15 protein-coding genes are annotated in these 16,088 nt (G+C 62.4%); 6 read left to right on the top strand and 9 right to left on the bottom strand.

Annotated elements, in window-relative coordinates:
- Window position 1: 1 nt before the first annotated feature.
- The 3 genes from BBF93_RS09695 to BBF93_RS09685 form a co-directional block, all read right to left on the bottom strand.
- A complete protein-coding gene (locus tag BBF93_RS09695) occupies window positions 2–1,540 on the bottom strand; it encodes a Do family serine endopeptidase (protein WP_114105760.1) in 1,539 nt (512 codons plus the stop codon).
- 154 nt (window positions 1,541–1,694) lie between these two features.
- Entirely contained in the window at window positions 1,695–2,093 is a 399-nt protein-coding gene (locus BBF93_RS09690) for a cytochrome c-type biogenesis protein (protein WP_114105759.1), read from the bottom strand.
- 78 nt (window positions 2,094–2,171) lie between these two features.
- Window positions 2,172–2,603: a hypothetical protein gene (locus tag BBF93_RS09685; RefSeq protein WP_114105758.1), complete on the bottom strand. Its 432-nt coding sequence runs from the start codon at window positions 2,601–2,603 to the stop codon at window positions 2,172–2,174.
- A gap of 149 nt (window positions 2,604–2,752) precedes the next feature.
- Here BBF93_RS09685 and BBF93_RS09680 point away from each other — a divergent pair, with 149 nt between their 5' ends.
- From BBF93_RS09680 to BBF93_RS09660, 5 genes are all read left to right on the top strand, one after another.
- Window positions 2,753–5,464: a bifunctional [glutamine synthetase] adenylyltransferase/[glutamine synthetase]-adenylyl-L-tyrosine phosphorylase gene (locus BBF93_RS09680; protein ID WP_233349068.1), complete on the top strand. Its 2,712-nt coding sequence runs from the start codon at window positions 2,753–2,755 to the stop codon at window positions 5,462–5,464.
- Between the two features lie 47 nt (window positions 5,465–5,511).
- Window positions 5,512–6,111, top strand: coding sequence for an EF-hand domain-containing protein (locus BBF93_RS09675; RefSeq protein WP_051612451.1), 600 nt, complete (start codon window positions 5,512–5,514; stop codon window positions 6,109–6,111).
- Between the two features lie 103 nt (window positions 6,112–6,214).
- The gene (locus tag BBF93_RS09670; protein ID WP_035596953.1) at window positions 6,215–6,760 is read left to right on the top strand and encodes an RNA polymerase sigma factor; all 546 of its coding nucleotides are present in this window, start codon (window positions 6,215–6,217) and stop codon (window positions 6,758–6,760) included.
- Window positions 6,757–7,212, top strand: coding sequence for a hypothetical protein (locus BBF93_RS09665; protein ID WP_114105756.1), 456 nt, complete (start codon window positions 6,757–6,759; stop codon window positions 7,210–7,212). Before BBF93_RS09670 ends, BBF93_RS09665 begins: the two co-directional genes overlap by 4 nt.
- Window positions 7,209–7,736, top strand: coding sequence for a periplasmic heavy metal sensor (locus BBF93_RS09660; protein WP_035596956.1), 528 nt, complete (start codon window positions 7,209–7,211; stop codon window positions 7,734–7,736). Before BBF93_RS09665 ends, BBF93_RS09660 begins: the two co-directional genes overlap by 4 nt.
- Here BBF93_RS09660 and BBF93_RS09655 read toward each other — a convergent pair.
- Together BBF93_RS09655 and BBF93_RS09650 are read right to left on the bottom strand one after the other, a co-directional pair.
- Window positions 7,733–8,167 carry a GFA family protein gene (locus BBF93_RS09655; RefSeq protein WP_051612453.1) on the bottom strand — a complete coding sequence of 145 codons (435 nt, stop codon included), beginning with the start codon at window positions 8,165–8,167 and terminating at the stop codon, window positions 7,733–7,735. The genes BBF93_RS09660 and BBF93_RS09655 overlap by 4 nt on opposite strands.
- Complete coding sequence (locus BBF93_RS09650) at window positions 8,131–9,579, bottom strand: amidase (RefSeq protein ID WP_114105755.1); 1,449 nt, start codon at window positions 9,577–9,579, stop codon at window positions 8,131–8,133. Before BBF93_RS09650 ends, BBF93_RS09655 begins: the two co-directional genes overlap by 37 nt.
- A gap of 240 nt (window positions 9,580–9,819) precedes the next feature.
- Here BBF93_RS09650 and BBF93_RS09645 point away from each other — a divergent pair, with 240 nt between their 5' ends.
- Window positions 9,820–11,193, top strand: a complete 1,374-nt coding sequence (locus BBF93_RS09645) for a TrkH family potassium uptake protein (protein WP_114107043.1) — start codon at window positions 9,820–9,822, stop codon at window positions 11,191–11,193.
- Window positions 11,194–11,199: 6 nt separating this feature from the next.
- Here the strand turns inward: BBF93_RS09645 and BBF93_RS09640 are convergent, their stop codons facing one another.
- The 4 genes from BBF93_RS09640 to BBF93_RS09625 are packed head-to-tail and all read right to left on the bottom strand — an operon-like array spanning window position 11,200 to window position 16,020.
- The gene (locus BBF93_RS09640) at window positions 11,200–11,604 is read right to left on the bottom strand and encodes a metallopeptidase family protein (protein WP_035596962.1); all 405 of its coding nucleotides are present in this window, start codon (window positions 11,602–11,604) and stop codon (window positions 11,200–11,202) included.
- Window positions 11,601–11,921, bottom strand: coding sequence for a YbjQ family protein (locus BBF93_RS09635; RefSeq protein WP_114105754.1), 321 nt, complete (start codon window positions 11,919–11,921; stop codon window positions 11,601–11,603). Before BBF93_RS09635 ends, BBF93_RS09640 begins: the two co-directional genes overlap by 4 nt.
- Before the next feature lie 20 nt (window positions 11,922–11,941).
- Complete coding sequence (gene scpA, locus BBF93_RS09630; RefSeq protein WP_114105753.1) at window positions 11,942–14,104, bottom strand: methylmalonyl-CoA mutase; 2,163 nt, start codon at window positions 14,102–14,104, stop codon at window positions 11,942–11,944.
- Window positions 14,101–16,020, bottom strand: coding sequence for a methylmalonyl-CoA mutase family protein (locus BBF93_RS09625; RefSeq protein WP_114105752.1), 1,920 nt, complete (start codon window positions 16,018–16,020; stop codon window positions 14,101–14,103). Before BBF93_RS09625 ends, scpA begins: the two co-directional genes overlap by 4 nt.
- Window positions 16,021–16,088 lie beyond the last annotated feature (68 nt).

The raw sequence follows: 16,088 nt of genomic DNA, 5'->3' as shown, positions 1-16,088 counted from the left end.
TTCAGCCTGCCGGCAAATCTACTGTACTATAAGTTGTTGCCTGCCCGGCGCGGACGGCCAGGAGAATCTTCGAGCGATTGGCCGCGCGTGCTTCTTTCACCACCTGCTCGAAGGCTTCGACGGTCGGTACAGGTTGACCGTTGGCTTCCAGAATGACGAGGTCCTTCATGAAGCCCGCCTTGGCGAACACGCCGTCAGGCGCCAGTTCGGTAATCACGAGGCCGGTGTCGCTTGGGCGCAGGCCGAGACGCTGACGCATTTCATTCGTCATCGGAACCATCCGGACACCGAAATCGTCAAGGAACGTGCCCGGCACGCCGGACGACTGTTCACCGCGACCTGAATTTGGCGAGGATTGGTTGCCCACGCTTGCATTCGGATCATCCGGGCGCTCACCCACGGTGACGTTTATCGTCTGACGTTTGCCATTCCGGATGATCTCGAACTTGTTCGAGGTGTTGGCGATGAGGCGGCCAACGATCCGTGTGGTGGAAGTGGCGTCCGTAACCTTCTGGCCGTTCACGGAAAGAATGATGTCGTTGCGCAGCAGGCCGGCTTTCTCTGCCGGGCTGCCAGCCGTCACATCTGCGATAAGCGAGCCTTTGGTATCTTCGATGCCAAGGGCTTCGGCGAATTCAGGGGTCAGATCACCGATCTGCACGCCGAGCCAGCCGCGCGAAACACGGCCATCCTTGATCAGCGTATCGGTCACTTCCTGAGCAAGTTCCGCCGGGATGGCAAAGCCGATACCGACCGAGCCGCCGGTGGGCGAGAGGATCTGCGAGTTCACGCCGATCACATTGCCCTGCAGGTCGAAGGTCGGGCCGCCGGAGTTGCCGCGGTTGATAGGGGCGTCAATTTGAATAAAGTCCGTATACGGGCTGCCGGCACCAAGTTCACGGCCATCGGCCGAGAGGATGCCTGCAGTGGCCGTGCCGCCGAGGCCAAAGGGGTTGCCCAGGGCGACAACCCAGTCACCTTTGCGGACCGCTTTCGAGCTGCCGAACTTCACGAATGGGTATTTGCCCTTTTCCTTCACGCGCAGGACGGCGAGATCCGTCTGCCGGTCAGTGCCGACGAGTTCGGCTTCCAGTTCCTTGCCGTCAGAAGTGACGATCTGGATCTGGGTGGCGCGGTCGATGACGTGGTGGTTGGTGACAACAAGGCCGTCTTCGGAAATGAAGAAGCCGGAGCCGAGCGAGCGCGATTCGCGCTGGCGGGGTGTTTCCTGCGGGGAGGGGCGTTGCTGGAAGAATTCTTCCAGGCCGGGCACGCCGCGGAACTGCTCAAGGAAGCCTTCCATGTCCTGAAGGCGTCCGACATCCTGAGTGGCAATCACGTTTACGCTGACGACCGCCGGTTCTACTTTCTCAATCAGGTCCGCGAAGCTCAGCGGCGCTCCAGGGGGCGCTTGAATGGCAATGGGCTGAGCGCCGGCTTCGGGCGCGATAAGTTTCGGTACCGAGATCGCGCCCCCCATGATTGCAGCTCCGAAGGCAGCAGCTATAAGTGCCTGGGCCGAAATCCCGAATTTGCGCATCTATCTCTCCAGATCGCTGTTTTTGCGCCAGTATCAGCGCAAGACCAAAACATAAACATGCCACACCGAGAGTGGGCATTAAAAGACAGTTAGGTGTAATCACGGCAGCTTGAAGGCTATCGGCCGGATAAAAAGGCGACCCGGCGAACGCTTTTCAGACGTCTTCAGCTTCTACTTCGCCGGATTTCCGCTTCGCATTGATAGCGAGGACAATACCAATTCCCACTCCCGCGCCCAGCAGGATGAAGGGAAAGGCCCACAAGAGCCAACTGGCCAGATCCCGTGCCGGGGGACGGAACAGCACGAATCCACCATAACGGCTGACAAACCAGTCCCGGATCTCCGCATCGGTGGCGCCTTCAGCGACCATTTCGCGGATACGGGCGCGCATATCCTCGGCAATGGGGGCGGAGGATTGGGAAACCGGCTCATTCTCGCACGCCACGCAGCGCACTTCCCGCATCAGCGCCTGCGCGCGCATTTCTTCGGCCGGATCTTCCAGCGGCGCGCCGGCGGCAAATGCAATGAGGAGGGAGGCAAGCAGAGCTTTCATGTTGTGGGGAGCCTAGCAGACGCAAGCCTGATGGGGAAAGGCTCAGTGATGTCTCAGGTGGAGCCGCGCTGATCCGGCTCAGATCACCCCGTCCCGGCGCATCACCGCCTCTTCGGATTCATGCGAAATGTAAGCGAGGATCTGCGGCTTGCTGGCGATTTTCACCATGTAGGTGATGTCGAACAGGGAAGTGACGTTGCCGGCCCTGGCCTTGGCGAAGGCCATCTTCCAGCGCGCCCGCACCATGTAATGCAGGGGGGCGACTTCTTCGGCCGACACGATTTCCACATCAAGTGCCTGCAGCCCAAGTTGCTGTTGCAGCATGGTGTGTCGTTCCACCAGCGCCTTGCGATACTGCTCGTCGACCTTCCAGGCTACAAAGGTATCCGGCGAGGTTTCGATATAAGTTGGCGCGTAGGAAGTCGCGATGATCTCGGTATCCCCCTCCCGGGTTGCCTTGGCATACTGCTGAAAGAAGCGTCGAAGCGTCTCTTCGCGAGTTTCGGCCATCGTGTGGCACTCCGTATTTTTGTGGGGTCCCCATAGCAAGGCTTTGCTACGGTTCTGCGTCCGGGATGTAATAAGTCCAAGACGCATGACCCGGCGAAAGGTTGCGAACTGGTTTGTCGCCGCCCTGCGCCTCGGCTAAGTCATTGGGTATGCTCACTATCCGTCCGATTCAGTCGACCCCCCAAGCGGCCCTGGCGGCAGCGGCTGACTATGCGCCCTATCTCCGCCGGCTGGCCGATCGCGGGGCCGGGCTGGACTTTGGCGCCGCGCTGAAAGCGGCCACCACCCTGCCGAGGGATATGCCCGTGGCCGACGTGATGACGGCGCTAAGGCAGGCAAAGGCTTCAGCCCACCTGTCACTGGCAGCGGCCGACCTCGCTGGCACCCTGGATGTGATGGAGGTGACCCGTCACCTCACGGAGTTTGCCGGGGGAAGCCTTGAAGCGGCGCTGCAATCGGCGCTGGCGGCGCGGGGGCTAAACTCTGAGGGCATCTTCGTCATTGCTCTGGGCAAGATGGGCGCGTTCGAGCTCAACTATTCAAGCGATATAGATGTCTGCGCCTTTTATGAGCGCAGCCGGTTTGACGGGGGAGACCGGGATCCCGGCGACGCCGCCCAGCGCGTGATCCGCGAGATGGTTCGGATCATGGAGGAGACAACTGGTGCCGGCTATGTGTTCCGCACCGATCTGCGCCTGCGCCCTGATCCCAGCTCCACGCCGGTGGCCGTGTCCACCGACATGGCAGACGTCTATTATGAAAGCCAGGGTCAGAACTGGGAGCGGATGGTCTGGATCAAGGGCCGGCCCACGGCGGGGGATATTCCGGCGGCGGAGCGTTTCCAGAAGCGGCTTGAGCCTTATGTCTGGCGGCGCAATCTGGACTATTGGGCCATAGGCGACATCCAGGCCATCAAGCGGATGATCAACACCAAGGTCGGCGATGACGGGTTTGCCTCGGTTTCCCCCGATGTGAAGCTCTCGCCCGGCGGTATCCGCGAGATCGAGTTCTTCGTGCAGACCCAGCAGCTGATCCTCGGCGGGCGCGAACCGGCATTGCGGGACAATTCCACGCTGGGCGCGATGGAAGCGCTGCGCGCGGCGGGCGTCGTGTCTGACAAGACGGCTTCCGAGCTGACGACGGCCTATAGGGCGCTGCGCAATGTCGAGCACCGTATCCAGATGCGGCAGGACGAGCAGACCCATACCGTTCCGGCAGACCCAGCCGAGCGCGAAGCAGTCGCCTGGCTCTGCGGCTATGGCAACCTGGCAGACTTCGACCGCGATCTTCTGGAAACCCGGCGCATCGTGCAGTCCGCCTATGACGCCTTGTTCGCTCAGGAAGACCGCGCCGCCGAGAGCCATGGCCTCGGCAACCTCGTCTTCACCGGCGTGGATGATGATCCGGGTACGGTGAAGACGCTGAGCGATCTGGGCTTCTCCGATCCGTCTTCCGCCATTGATACCATCCGCAACTGGCACCGGGGCCGCGTGCCCGCAACCCGCACCGGGCGCGGACGGGAAATCCTCACCTCCATTCTGCCGGGATTGCTCAAGGCCATGGGCGCGACGGGCGAGCCGGACGAGGCATTTCGCTGGTTTTCCCGCTTCTTCGAGGGGCTCTCTTCGGGTGTGCAGACGCTCTCGATGCTGCTCGCGCGGCCGGACCTTCTGGATGATCTCGTCTCGACACTCGCGCTGGCGCCGCGCCTTGCGCAGATCCTTGCCCGGCGGCCAGATCTTCTGGAGGCCCTTGTTTCCAACGCCATCCCGCGTGCCCCCGAACTAACACCTTCGGTGAGTTTCGATGCGGCGATGGATGCTTGGCGCCGGTATCACCGGGAGCAGAGTTTCCTGATCGGCCACCGGCTGCTGCACGGTCTGTTGCCGACGGACCAGGCAGCCGAAGCCTGGACCAGCCTTGCCGATGAGACCATCCGTCAGATGGCGGCTGCTGCAGAGGCCGAAACCACTCGCCGAAATGGCGCGGTGCCGGGCCGCTGGGCGGTGTTTGCGATGGGCAAGCTCGGCGGCGGTGAACTCACGGCGGGCTCTGATCTCGACATCATCCTGATCTATGATTCGCAGGCGGATGATGCGCAGACCTGGTTCACGCGGCTCACCCAGCGTCTGATAACCGCGCTCACCGCGCCCACAGCAGAAGGCGCGCTGTATGAAGTGGACATGCGGCTTCGCCCCTCTGGCCGCGCTGGCCCGGTCGCCGTCAGCCTGCCTGCCTTCCGCCACTACCAGAATGAAGAGGCGTGGACCTGGGAACATATGGCGCTGACGCGGATGCGGTTTGTGTCCGGGGATGCCACCCTGGGCACTGAAGTGCTGGGTATCGCTGCCGATGCCATCTCCGCGCGCGCGCGCAGCGACCGCCGCAAGGCGATCCCCGGCGATGTGGCAGACATGCGCGCCACGCTTTACCGCGAAAAGCCGGGGAAGGGGCTATGGGATCTGAAGACGGCTGAGGGCGGCCTCATCGATATCGAGTTCATGGCGCAGAAGGAAATGCTGCTCCGTGCCCGTGCTGACCTCATCCGTCCGGCCACGGCGCTTGCCCTGTCGGGACTGGCCGAGGCAGATGAGAGTGAGCATCCGGACGAAGCGGAAGATTGGTATTTCCTGCGTGCGGCCTTGCATCTGCTCTCTTCACTGCAGCAGATCCAGCGGCTGGCGCTGGGGGATACGGAGGCTGAAGATGCGGCCATTCCCGAGGGTTTGAAAAACCGCTTCTGCCGCGCGGCCGCCGAGGAAGACGGGTTTGAAGTGCTCGAAGACCGTCTCCGGGAGGTAAAAAAGCGCGTACATTCAATGGCGCGTGAAAAACTGCAGCTGAAAACGACGGAATCCTGACGCCCCCCCGTTTCATTGTCGCTGGGAGATGAAACTGGAGACCAGAGATGAAACGTTCGACACTCGCGTTTGCAAGCATTGCCGCAATTGCGCTCGCCATGCCGCTCGCCGCTCAGGCCGGCCCCGGCAAGGGACATCGCGGCCACGCTGGCCATCTGATGCAGATGGATGCCAACGCTGACGGAAATATCACCCGAGCTGAGGCAGAAGCCTCCCTCGCGGCCCGCTTCGCCGAGATTGATGCCAATTCAGACGGGTTTGTCACCCAGGATGAGATGAAAGCTCATCATGAGGCAAAGCGCGCTGAAATGAAGGCGAACTGGGAAGCGAAGAAGGCTGAACGCGCCGCCGAAGGCAAACCGGCCCGCGAGGGTAAGCCGAGAGGCGAGAAAGATCCCGCCAAGGCCGCTGAATGGCAAGCCAAGCGGACTGAAAAAGCCGCTGAACACTGGGCTGCCATGGATACCGATGGCGATGGCCGCCTGAGCGCTGCCGAATTCACCGCCGAGCACATCAAGTTCTTCGACAAGCTGGATGCCAACAATGACGGCACCATCACGAAGGCTGAGCTTGATGCGGCCAAGGCCAGCAAGAAGGAGCGTCGCGGCGAATGGCGCGACAAGAAGAAAGCCAATGCTGGCGAATAAGGTCTGAAATGGGAACGGGCCGGCATCTCCTTGAGACAATCAAAACACCCCCCCTGCGATTGTCACTCGGGACTCCGGCCCGGACTCAGTTAAACATCCCGCCGTGGCGTTTACATCAGACCTCGACCAGATCACACGCGCCGCGGCCGGAGACGCTGCGGCCGTTCGTGCGCTCGTCAACCGCTACAGCCCGGGCGTTCTGTCGCTTGCGGCGCGGATGCTGGGCGATACTGCAGAGGCCGAAGACGTGACTCAGGAGACCTTCATCCGCGCCTGGAAAGCGCTTCCTACCTGGGAGCCGCGGGCGAAATTCTCCACATGGCTCCACCGTGTGGCGCTGAACCTCTGCTATGATCGCCTGCGCAAGCGGCGGGAGCTGTTGCCGGATGAATTGCCTGACCGCGCCGATACCGCGCTTGGGCCGCAGGACAGGCTCGACCAGACCCAGCGGGTAAAGGCCGTCGAGGCCGCCATTGCCCGTTTGCCCGAACGCCAGTCTGCTGCCTTGACCTTGTGCGCGCTGCAGGGACACTCCCAAAGCGAAGCAGCGCAGATTATGGATGTCAGTGTAGAGGCTCTGGAAAGCCTGCTGGCGCGCGCGCGGCGAACGCTGCGTGCAGAATTGCTCGAAGGAAGGAATGCCTCATGACCTACAGCATGACCGATGACCGCCTGATCGAGCTGATCGAAATCTGGGGCGCAGAGCCTGCGTCCTGGCCGGAGGCCGAACGCGCCGCGGGCCAGGTCCTGCTGCGCGCCCATCCCGAGCGTTTCGCCCGCGCACTGGCAGAGGCGCGCGCGCTGGGCCTGATGCTGGGCGCCCTGCCAGAGCCGGAGATGCCACGTGCATTGACCGAAGCGATTGTTGCCGCCGCGCCGCGCCCGAAAGCGGCGCGGGGAAATATCCAGAAATGGTTTGGCCTCAAAACCCCCTGGGCGCCGGCGAGCGGCTTTGCGGCTGCCGCGCTCGGCCTGTTCATGGGGCTGACGGTCGCACCGGTGGCAAGCGCGGATGATGATATGATCGAAGAGGTGCAGGAACTTGTCGTGTCGGCCCTTGGCTTCGATACGGCAAACTACGCCGTGGAGGATGTGGAATGAGCGGACTGCCTAACTGGCTGGCGCCGGCGGCGCTGGGCGTTTCCCTGCTCGTGAACCTGGCGCTGGGCGGCTATGTTGCCGGCCAGCATTTGAGGTCTGAGCCTCCAAAACTGCAGAGAGGCGAGGGCCGCCCGGTTTTCGAGCGCCCCGAAGGCATTCCTGAAATTTCCCGCGATGATCGCCGGGAAGTGCGCGCGTTGATGCGGCGCGGGTTTGAATCTTCTCAGGCCGAACTGGCTGCCCGCCGGGAGGCTGAGAAGCGCTTTGCTGAAGTTCTGGCGGCTGACCCGTTTGACCGCGCGGCGGCTGAAGTGGCCCTGCGAGAGCTGCGCGATGCGGACGTGATGCTCCGTGACCGGATTGGTCTAGAAGTGCTGGGCGGTATCAGCGAGCTCTCTCCCGAACAGCGCGCCTGGGTCGCGTGGATATTGTCCGGGCCGAAGGAAAACAACCACCGCAAACACAAGAACAAAGACAAGGACAGCCCGGCGCCTCCGCCAGAAGATGGTCCGCCGCCGCGTTAGTCTTTTGATTTGTGGGCTAGCCGCGCAGCGTTGGCTTCCCAGTTCTGCCCGTCGAACGGAACGACCGTTACTTTCAAGTCCATCCAATCGTCCAGCGCCCGCCAGGTGATGGCGAAGCCATCGGGGTTGGAGCGCGGAATGTAGAAACTCTTGATGCCGCAGGTCTTGCAGAAAAGATGTTTCGCCGTGCCGGTATTGAAGGTGTACTGGCTGAGATTATCCTTTCCCTGAAGAAGTTGAAAACGGCTTCCGGGCACGATGACATGGATGTTCCCGCTCATCGCACACATGGTGCAATTGCAGTCTTCCACCTCGAAAGCGTCGGGAAGCTCAACTTCAAACCGTACAGCGCGGCAGTGACAGCCGCCGCTGTACCATTTGCGATTGTCTTCCGTCAGCCGGCCCAGACCGGCGGCTTCCTGTGTGCCCATGGTGCGGCGCGCTCCAACTGTCCTGCCAGCGACAGCAGCAGGTCTTCGCGGCCATAGCGCGCGCCGAACATCATGCCAATAGGCAGGCCCGCCGGCGCTGTGGCGGTCGGCTTCGTCCAGTGCAACGGCACCGACATGGCCGGGCAGCCGGTCTGGTTGAACAATGCGCAATGGGGCGCAAAGCCGGCCACCGCCGCGCCCATAGCACCGGGGTCTGCGGTCAGCGCCATCGTGCCCAGCAGGTCTGGTGCGCGGTGAAGGGTGGGGGAAAGCGTCAGATCAAACTGCCCTGCATCAAGGAAGTGCTCATAGATGATGGCCGCCGTGATGAAGGCGTTATTTGCCTTGGCAAGCTCCATCATCGGCACTGTCCGCCCGAGGCGGACCATCGACGCCGTGATTGGCTCCAGTTCATCATCCGCCACGGGAGATCCCCGCGCGATGCCTCGCTCCTCCACCAGCGCGGCAATATTCGCCGAAATCGTGAACAGCCCGGCCTTCGCCAGCGCTTCGCCATCGATCATGGGGGCAGCCTCGACCACAGTATGGCCAAGGCTTTCGAGCAGCTTGACCGTGTTGGCGAGGCCTTCAGCCGCGTCGGCGTCCGGTTTCGTGCCGTTCGGCGCTACCGGCCAGAAGGCGATGCGCAAGGGGCGGGGATCGCGCTCAAGTTCGGACAGATAAGAAAGGGCAGGGGCAGGCGCGCCGTAGCGGCTGCCAGTTTCGGGGCCGTGGGTCAGGTCAAGCAGCGCGGCGGTATCCCTCACTGTGCGGCTGACGACGCCGACCGTGGAGAGGCCATTCCAGCCTTCGGTCTTGGCAGGCCCCATCGGCACCCGTCCGCGAGACGCCTTCAGGCCGAAGACCCCGCAACAGGCTGCCGGGATACGGATTGATCCGCCGCCATCGCTGGCATGGGCAACCGGCAATACTCCCGCCGCGACCGCCGCCGCTGCGCCGCCGGAGGACCCGCCTGTCGTGCGCGTCGTGTCCCAGGGGTTCCGGGATTGTCCGTAGAGGGTCGATTCCGTGGTGAGCGTCAGTCCGAATTCCGGCGTGGTGGTCGCGCCGAAGAAAACGAGCCCTGCCTTCCGGAAGCGGTCCACCAGCGTCGAGTCGCGGCTGGCGACATTGCACTTGAAGGCGCGGCTGCCGGAAGTGACCGGCGCGCCTTTCACCTCCACGCCCAGATCCTTCACCACAAAGGGCACGCCCGCATAGGGACCTTCAATGCCGCCCGCCTTGAGTTGCTCCCGGGCAAGGTCAGGGTAAAGCGCGGCGAAGCAGTTGATCTGGCCCTGGACAGATTCGGCGCGAGCGACTGCGGTTTCCAAAAGATCTTCAGGTGATACTTGCCGTGTCCTGACGAGCTCGGCCAGCCCGAGGCCATCATGTTCCGAATATGCCTTCATGCCCTCTATCTCCCTGATTTATTTATAATGATTGTGATGTCAGCGCCAATCTACGGGATTGTTGGGTTCCTGCAAACGGAACGGGGCTGGCAAGCGGAAAAAAAGAATGGTATTGCACTGCAGCATCAGCCGAAGGGCGGCGAAAGCCGCAGCGGTGCTGAACAAGGAACGGATCGACTGAACAGGCGCCGTGCGCCGTAGTTTCCAAACCACTCCCTCAACATGCTCAAAGGTTTCATCATGCGCGTTCCGCGAATGATCGGGGCCACCCGCAAGTTTCTTGCGGTTGCCTCTCTGCACGCCCATCGCTTTATGCGCCGGATCCACCCGGCCAAGCTGATCTTTGCCGGCTATGCGTTCTACATGGCGCTTGGCTGGGCTATTCTGTGTATGCCCGTTTCTCAGTCAGTGCCCGTCGTGCCGCTGGACAATCTCTTCACGGCAGTCTCTGCCGTATCCACCACAGGGCTTGTGACCGTCGATCCGGGTACCTCCTATACGTTCCTGGGTGAACTGGTGATCCTGCTGCTGATCCAGGCAGGTGGTATCGGATATATGACGCTCGGCTCGTTCGTCATGATGGCAACAGCGCAGCACCTGTCGCCTCTGCGTGAACGCCTCGCCCGCACTGCCTTCACATTGCCTGAGGACGTCAGTGTCGGGAGCTTCATCCGGACGGTCGTGATCTACACGCTGGTTATCGAGTTGGTAGGGGCTTGTCTGCTCTACCTCCAGTTTGCAGCAAGCGGCGTCGATAACGCTGTATGGAGTTCCATCTTCCACTCCGTTTCCGCCTTCTGCACCGCAGGCTTCAGCCTCAATCCCAACAGCCTGGAAAATTTCCGGGGCGACGTAGGGGTCAATGCAACCATTTCGGCGCTGTCGATACTTGGCGCCATGGGGTTCCTCATCGCCTGGGATGTCTGGCGGGGGCTGACGCGCCGCAGCTTCGCGCTTAGCTTTACCAGCAAGGTGATCCTGAAGCTGACGGGGGCCTTTCTGCTTGTCGGTACAGCCGTTATCTTCGTGTCGGAGCCAGGAATCGCAGCGCTCCAATCTGGTGAACGGCTGCTCGCTTCCTTCTTTCAGACCATGACGGCTACAACAACGGTCGGCTTCAACACCCATCCGATCAGTACACTGACGCCCGCTGTAATCGTGCTGCTCTTTTTCCTCATGGCCATTGGCGCCTCGCCTTCAGGCACAGGGGGCGGTCTCAAGACCACGACTTTCGCGGCAATGATCGGGCTTGTGCGCTCGACAGTGCGCCGGCGCCCGGAGATTACCTTTTTCAATCGCGTGATTGCGTCTGCGCGGCTGCAACTGGCAATGGCATCATCAGCCTACTTTGTGATGCTGATGACGCCTGCCTTCTTCCTTCTCTGTCTCACAGAGCCCGGCAAGGATTTCGAGGCTTTGCTGTTTGAGGCGATCTCCGCCATCGGCACGGTTGGCCTGTCTATGGGCATCACCGGCTCGCTGAGCGATTTTGGAAAGCTCACCGTTATTCTTCTGATGTTTGCAGGCCGCGTTGGAATTCTCACCTTCGGCATCGCGCTTGCTTCGAAGGATGAAGAGGCCGGGAAGCGGGAGCAGGAGGATCTCCTTGTCTGATCCTGCCTAGTCATCTTCCTCGAGCTTGGCATCCATCTCCTCGTCTGACCAGCCGAAATGATGGCCAAGCTCATGAATGAAAACATGGCTCACAAGCTCTTCGACCGTCACGTCTCCCCGGGCTGCCCATTCAAACAGGATGGGCAGTCGGTAGAGATAGATAAGCGGTCTGTATTCGGAGGGGTTTGTGACGCTTTCAATGGTGAGCGGAATACCCACATAGAGACCGGTCAGCTCCAGCGCGTCTTCGATGCCCATTTCGTCAAGCGTTTCATTTTCGGCATAATCCATGACGATGATGCGCACATCGCCGGCAGCCTTGCGCATGAAATCGGGCAGGTCGGCGAAGCTTTTTTCCGCCGTCAGATACATTTCGTCGAGGGTGGGCGCGATGGCCGTCAGCGCGCTCATGCGAGCGTTACGGCCGTGCCGGAGACGGCCACCATCATCATCGAGCCGCCCTGGCCGATGACGCTGTAATCGAACTTGATCCCGACAATGGCGTCCGTGCCGAGGCGGGTTGCCTCTTCGATCATCTCGGTCAGTGCGCCGTCGCGCGTTTCGCGCAGGGTGCTTTCATAGGCGTTGGACCGGCCGCCCACGAGGTTGGTAAAGCCCGCCAGAATATCCTTGCCGAGATGCGCGCCAATCACGACCTCCCCGCACACGACGCCTCTGTATTCCCGGATATCCCGGCCCTGAACCGTGTGGGTGGTGGTGAGGATCATGGTTGTCTCTCCGTTGAAGACTACTCCGCCGCCGTCCGCGCGGGATCATCTTCTCCCAGCAGAAGCTCCAGCATCCGGATGGCGCTGTCGGCGATCACTGTGCCGGGAGGAAAGATCGCTGCGGCGCCTGCGGTGCGCAGGGCATCGAAATCCTGGGGCGGGATAACGCCGCCGACGATGATCTGCGCGTTGGCCGCGCCTTCATTGCCAAGGGCGCGTTTCAGCTCCGGCACCAGCGTCAGATGGCCCGCTGCCAGCGAGGAGGCAGCGACAATGTCCACACCCGCCTTGCGCGCGTCGCGCGCGGCTTCTTCCGGCGTCTGGAAGAGGGGACCAATCTCGACTTCCCAGCCAAGGTCCATCAGCGCAGAGGCGACGACCTTCTGTCCACGGTCATGTCCGTCCTGACCCATCTTGGCGATGTAGATCTTCGGCTTGCGGCCGGTTTTTTTGATAAACGCCTGCGCCAGGCTTTCCGCTTCGTTGGCCTTGTCCGTGCCCTTCACGCCGCTGCCATAGACGCCCTTGATGGAGCGGATGACGGCCTGATGGCGGCCCTGGCTGCGCTCGACCGCTTCGGAAATTTCGCCCACGGTGGCCTTGGCGCGCGCAGCGTCCACGGCCAATGCGAGGAGGTTGCCCTTCGTGCCGGCGGCGGCTTCGGCAATGGCGTCCAGCTTGGCGGTGACTTCGGCTTCGTTGCGCTCGGCCTTCAGGCGCGCCAGTTTTTCCAGCTGCATCCGGCGCACAGCGGCGTTGTCCACCTTCAGTACCGGGACGTCTTCTTCTTCGTCCAGCAGGAACTTGTTGACGCCCACGACGGTCTGCGTGCCGCTGTCGATGCGCGCCTGGGTGTTGGCGGCGGCCTCTTCAATGCGCAGTTTCGGCAGGCCTTCTTCGATGGCTTTCGCCATGCCGCCCATCGCTTCAACTTCCTCGATATGCTTCAGCGCCTTGGCCGCAAGATCATGCGTCAGCCGCTCGACATAGTAGGAACCGCCGAACAGGTCGATGGACTGGCAGGCGCCCGCTTCCTGCTGCAGCAGGATCTGCGTGTTGCGCGCGATGCGGGCCGAGAAGTCTGTCGGCAGGGCCAGGGCTTCGTCGAAGCTGTTGGTGTGCAGACTCTGCGTCTGCCCGCCAGCGGCGGCGATGGCCTCCAGGCAGGTGCGGATGACGTTGTTGTAAACGTCCTGCGCCGTCAGGCTCCAGCCGGAGGTCTGCGAGTGCGTCCGCAGGCTGAGGGATTTGTCAGACTTCGGATTGAAGTTCTCCTTCACGAGCTTTGCCCAGATGAGGCGTGCGGCCCGCATCTTGGCAACTTCCATGAAGGTGTTCATGCCGATTGCCCAGAAGAAGGACAGGCGCGGCGCAAAGGCGTCCACATCCAGCCCGGCGGCGACGCCTGCGCGAATATATTCGATGCCATCGGCCAGCGTATAGGCCAGCTCAAGGTCTGCCGTCGCGCCCGCTTCCTGCATGTGATAGCCGGAAATCGAGATCGAGTTGAACTTCGGCATCTTCTCCGAGGTGAAGGCGAAAATGTCCGAAATGATCCGCATCGAGGGCTTGGGCGGATAGATATAGGTGTTCCGCACCATGAACTCTTTCAGAATATCATTCTGAATGGTCCCGGCGAGTTTTTCCGGCGGCACGCCCTGTTCCTCGGCGGCTACAATGTATAGCGCCAGGATCGGCAGAACCGCGCCGTTCATCGTCATGGAGACCGACATCTGATCCAGCGGAATGCCGGAGAACAGCGTGCGCATGTCGAGGATGGAGTCGATCGCCACGCCCGCCATGCCCACATCGCCCGTCACGCGCGGGTGATCGGAATCATAGCCCCGGTGGGTGGCAAGGTCGAAAGCCACAGAAAGGCCCTTCTGGCCAGCGGCCAGGTTGCGGCGATAGAAGGCGTTGGAATCTTCGGCCGTGGAAAAGCCCGCATACTGACGGATTGTCCAGGGCTGATTGGTATACATCGTGGGGTAGGGGCCCCGGCCAAAGGGCGTGAGGCCCGGATAATCATCCAGGTAATCCAGCCCAGCGCGATCTGCTGCGGTGTAGGCGGATTGAACCGCAATGCCTTCGGGCGTCTCCCAGGCTTCGCCGAGTTCCGGCTTTCCAGCTTTTGCGCCGGGCGTGCCGAGGTCAAGTTTGGTGAAATCGGGGAACTTGGTCATTTGGACACTCCCAGCTCGGCATGAGCAACCTGGAGCGCGTGGAGCACGTCACAGCCTGCGAAAATGTTAAGGTCGATGCCGGGCGCTTCGGCTTTCCCGGCCAGCCAGGCGCTTTGCGCGCCGGCTTTCTTCAGAGCATCTGCAGCTTCGGCGGCGCCGGTTTCATACGCCCTGTCCGTGCCGCAGATCACCGCGAGGCGGCAGCCCGAAGCCTTGAACGCGGCAGCGAGTTCGGCGGCGTCACGGGGCGGCACAACGGCCTCCTTCGGCGCGATTCCGCCCGCCGCCAGCATGTTCCGCGCAAAGTCCGCACGCGGCGTAAATTCGGCCAGCGCGCCCAGCGTCGCGATGAACACTTCCGGCCGCTTGGGCGCGCGGGCAGCCGCGTCACGCAGAGCCTCGAAGGCGGCCGCCAGACGGATAGGCGCAAGCGCTTCGGCGGTGGCGTCCGTCCCGCTGGCCAGCGGCCCTTTGACGAGCGCTTTCAGGCCCGCATCGGAAACGCCATCCCGCGCGCGCGGCATGTCGACCTCCGCCACCGGCGCGGCAATCTCGTCCAGCAGCGGATACTCCGAAACGCCCGTCAGCGGTATCTTGCGGCGGGCAATATCCTTGGCGCGGGCGTCGCGCACCGCTTTCACGCGGCTCTGGAAAGCTCCGGAAATCAGCGAAGCGCCATAGCCGCCTTCGCTTTCGATTTTCTGAAACTCTGCCCAGGCAGCTTCGGCGAGGTCATCGGCCAGCGTCTCGGTGAACCAGGCCCCGCCGGTCGGGTCTGCGACGCGGCCAAGCTGGCTTTCTTCCATGGCGATGATCTGGGTGTTGCGCGCAATCCGGCGGCCGAGTTCTTCGGGCCGGCCAAGGGCTTCGTTGAACGCGCGCGAGGTAACGATGTCGGCTCCGCCCGCAGCGCCTGCAAACACGGCGGAAGTAACGCGCAGCATGTTCGTCCACGGATCATACTTTGTCAGCATCCGCGCCGAACTGACGCCCTGGAGGCGCATGGGCGCCGGCGGCAGGCCGAGCGCCTCAAGGCAGCGCGCCCAGAGTCGGCGCGCCGCGCGCAGCTTGGCGATGCCGATACCGTAGTTGGCATCCAGCGCGACTGCAAAGCTCATCCGGCGGGAGAGCGCGGCGATGTCTGCCTTCCCATCCAGGCGGCGCAGCGTGTCGATGGCCGAAGCGATCAGCGCGCCCAGTTCCTGCGCTTCAGAGCCGCCCGCTTCATGCACGCTGGTTGCGTCAATGCGGATAAGGCCCGCTTTGGGGAATTTCTGGCCAAGCGGCGCGATGACGGCGGCCATCCGCTCAAACGCCGCCTCCAGCCCGCCCGAGAGTTTGCCGGAACGGGCCAGCGCGCCGAGCGGGTCCATGTTGAAATCGATAGCGAGGTCTGCCGCGTTTTCCTGTTTCTCAGCCCAGAGGGCGAGCAGGGCAGAGGCCGTCACCCCCGAGGCGTTGAGATGGCTGAGCGCCACGCCGGCATAGTCTGCGCGCACCCCGGCGAGGGCGGTCTCAAAGTCTTCCAGCGTGGTGATCTGAACGCCCTGCTGGCCGGTGCAGTCGAGCGCGATCTCCACCGAGGAAACGCCGCGCTCCAGGTCGCGCAGGATCTCGGCATTGGTTTCCTCTGCCGAGGGGTGCGTGAAAAGCTGGCGGATGTCCCAGGGGCGCCACTTGTCGGGCGCAGCGGTCGGCCCGCGCAGATAGGGTGCCTCGCCGGGAACGCCCAGCGGGTCGGTCGCGGCAGCAAAGTCGCTTTCGCGATAGAGCGCCTTGATGCCGATACCGTCGGCAGTCTTGCGGGTGAGCGTATCGGCGCTCTTGCCCTTGAGCGCCTTTTCAACGGCGCTCAGCCATTCGGCTTCGGTGGCTGCGGGAAATGCGGAACTGAAGGGGAGAATATCATCGGCCATGCTGCCGGTTTAGGGCAATCCGGGCTGGCTTGTGAACTGCTTCCTTAAGGGTATGTGACCTTCATTCC

Origin of the sequence: Hyphomonas sp. CACIAM 19H1 (assembly GCF_003325995.1) — a bacterium.
GTDB lineage: Bacteria > Pseudomonadota > Alphaproteobacteria > Caulobacterales > Hyphomonadaceae > Hyphomonas > Hyphomonas polymorpha.
The sequence above is the reverse complement of the archived record's forward strand: the minus strand, read 5'-3'. Positions and strand labels throughout refer to the sequence as shown.

Coding starts and splice junctions, on each gene's coding strand:
- BBF93_RS09695 (WP_114105760.1), bottom strand. CDS start 1,540: ATGCGCAAATTCGGGATTTCGGCCCAGGCACTTATAGCTGCTGCCTTC.
- BBF93_RS09690 (WP_114105759.1), bottom strand. CDS start 2,093: ATGAAAGCTCTGCTTGCCTCCCTCCTCATTGCATTTGCCGCCGGCGCG.
- BBF93_RS09685 (WP_114105758.1), bottom strand. CDS start 2,603: ATGGCCGAAACTCGCGAAGAGACGCTTCGACGCTTCTTTCAGCAGTAT.
- BBF93_RS09680 (WP_233349068.1), top strand. CDS start 2,753: ATGCTCACTATCCGTCCGATTCAGTCGACCCCCCAAGCGGCCCTGGCG.
- BBF93_RS09675 (WP_051612451.1), top strand. CDS start 5,512: ATGAAACGTTCGACACTCGCGTTTGCAAGCATTGCCGCAATTGCGCTC.
- BBF93_RS09665 (WP_114105756.1), top strand. CDS start 6,757: ATGACCTACAGCATGACCGATGACCGCCTGATCGAGCTGATCGAAATC.
- BBF93_RS09660 (WP_035596956.1), top strand. CDS start 7,209: ATGAGCGGACTGCCTAACTGGCTGGCGCCGGCGGCGCTGGGCGTTTCC.
- BBF93_RS09655 (WP_051612453.1), bottom strand. CDS start 8,167: ATGGGCACACAGGAAGCCGCCGGTCTGGGCCGGCTGACGGAAGACAAT.
- BBF93_RS09650 (WP_114105755.1), bottom strand. CDS start 9,579: ATGAAGGCATATTCGGAACATGATGGCCTCGGGCTGGCCGAGCTCGTC.
- BBF93_RS09645 (WP_114107043.1), top strand. CDS start 9,820: ATGCGCGTTCCGCGAATGATCGGGGCCACCCGCAAGTTTCTTGCGGTT.
- BBF93_RS09640 (WP_035596962.1), bottom strand. CDS start 11,604: ATGAGCGCGCTGACGGCCATCGCGCCCACCCTCGACGAAATGTATCTG.
- BBF93_RS09635 (WP_114105754.1), bottom strand. CDS start 11,921: ATGATCCTCACCACCACCCACACGGTTCAGGGCCGGGATATCCGGGAA.
- scpA (WP_114105753.1), bottom strand. CDS start 14,104: ATGACCAAGTTCCCCGATTTCACCAAACTTGACCTCGGCACGCCCGGC.
- BBF93_RS09625 (WP_114105752.1), bottom strand. CDS start 16,020: ATGGCCGATGATATTCTCCCCTTCAGTTCCGCATTTCCCGCAGCCACC.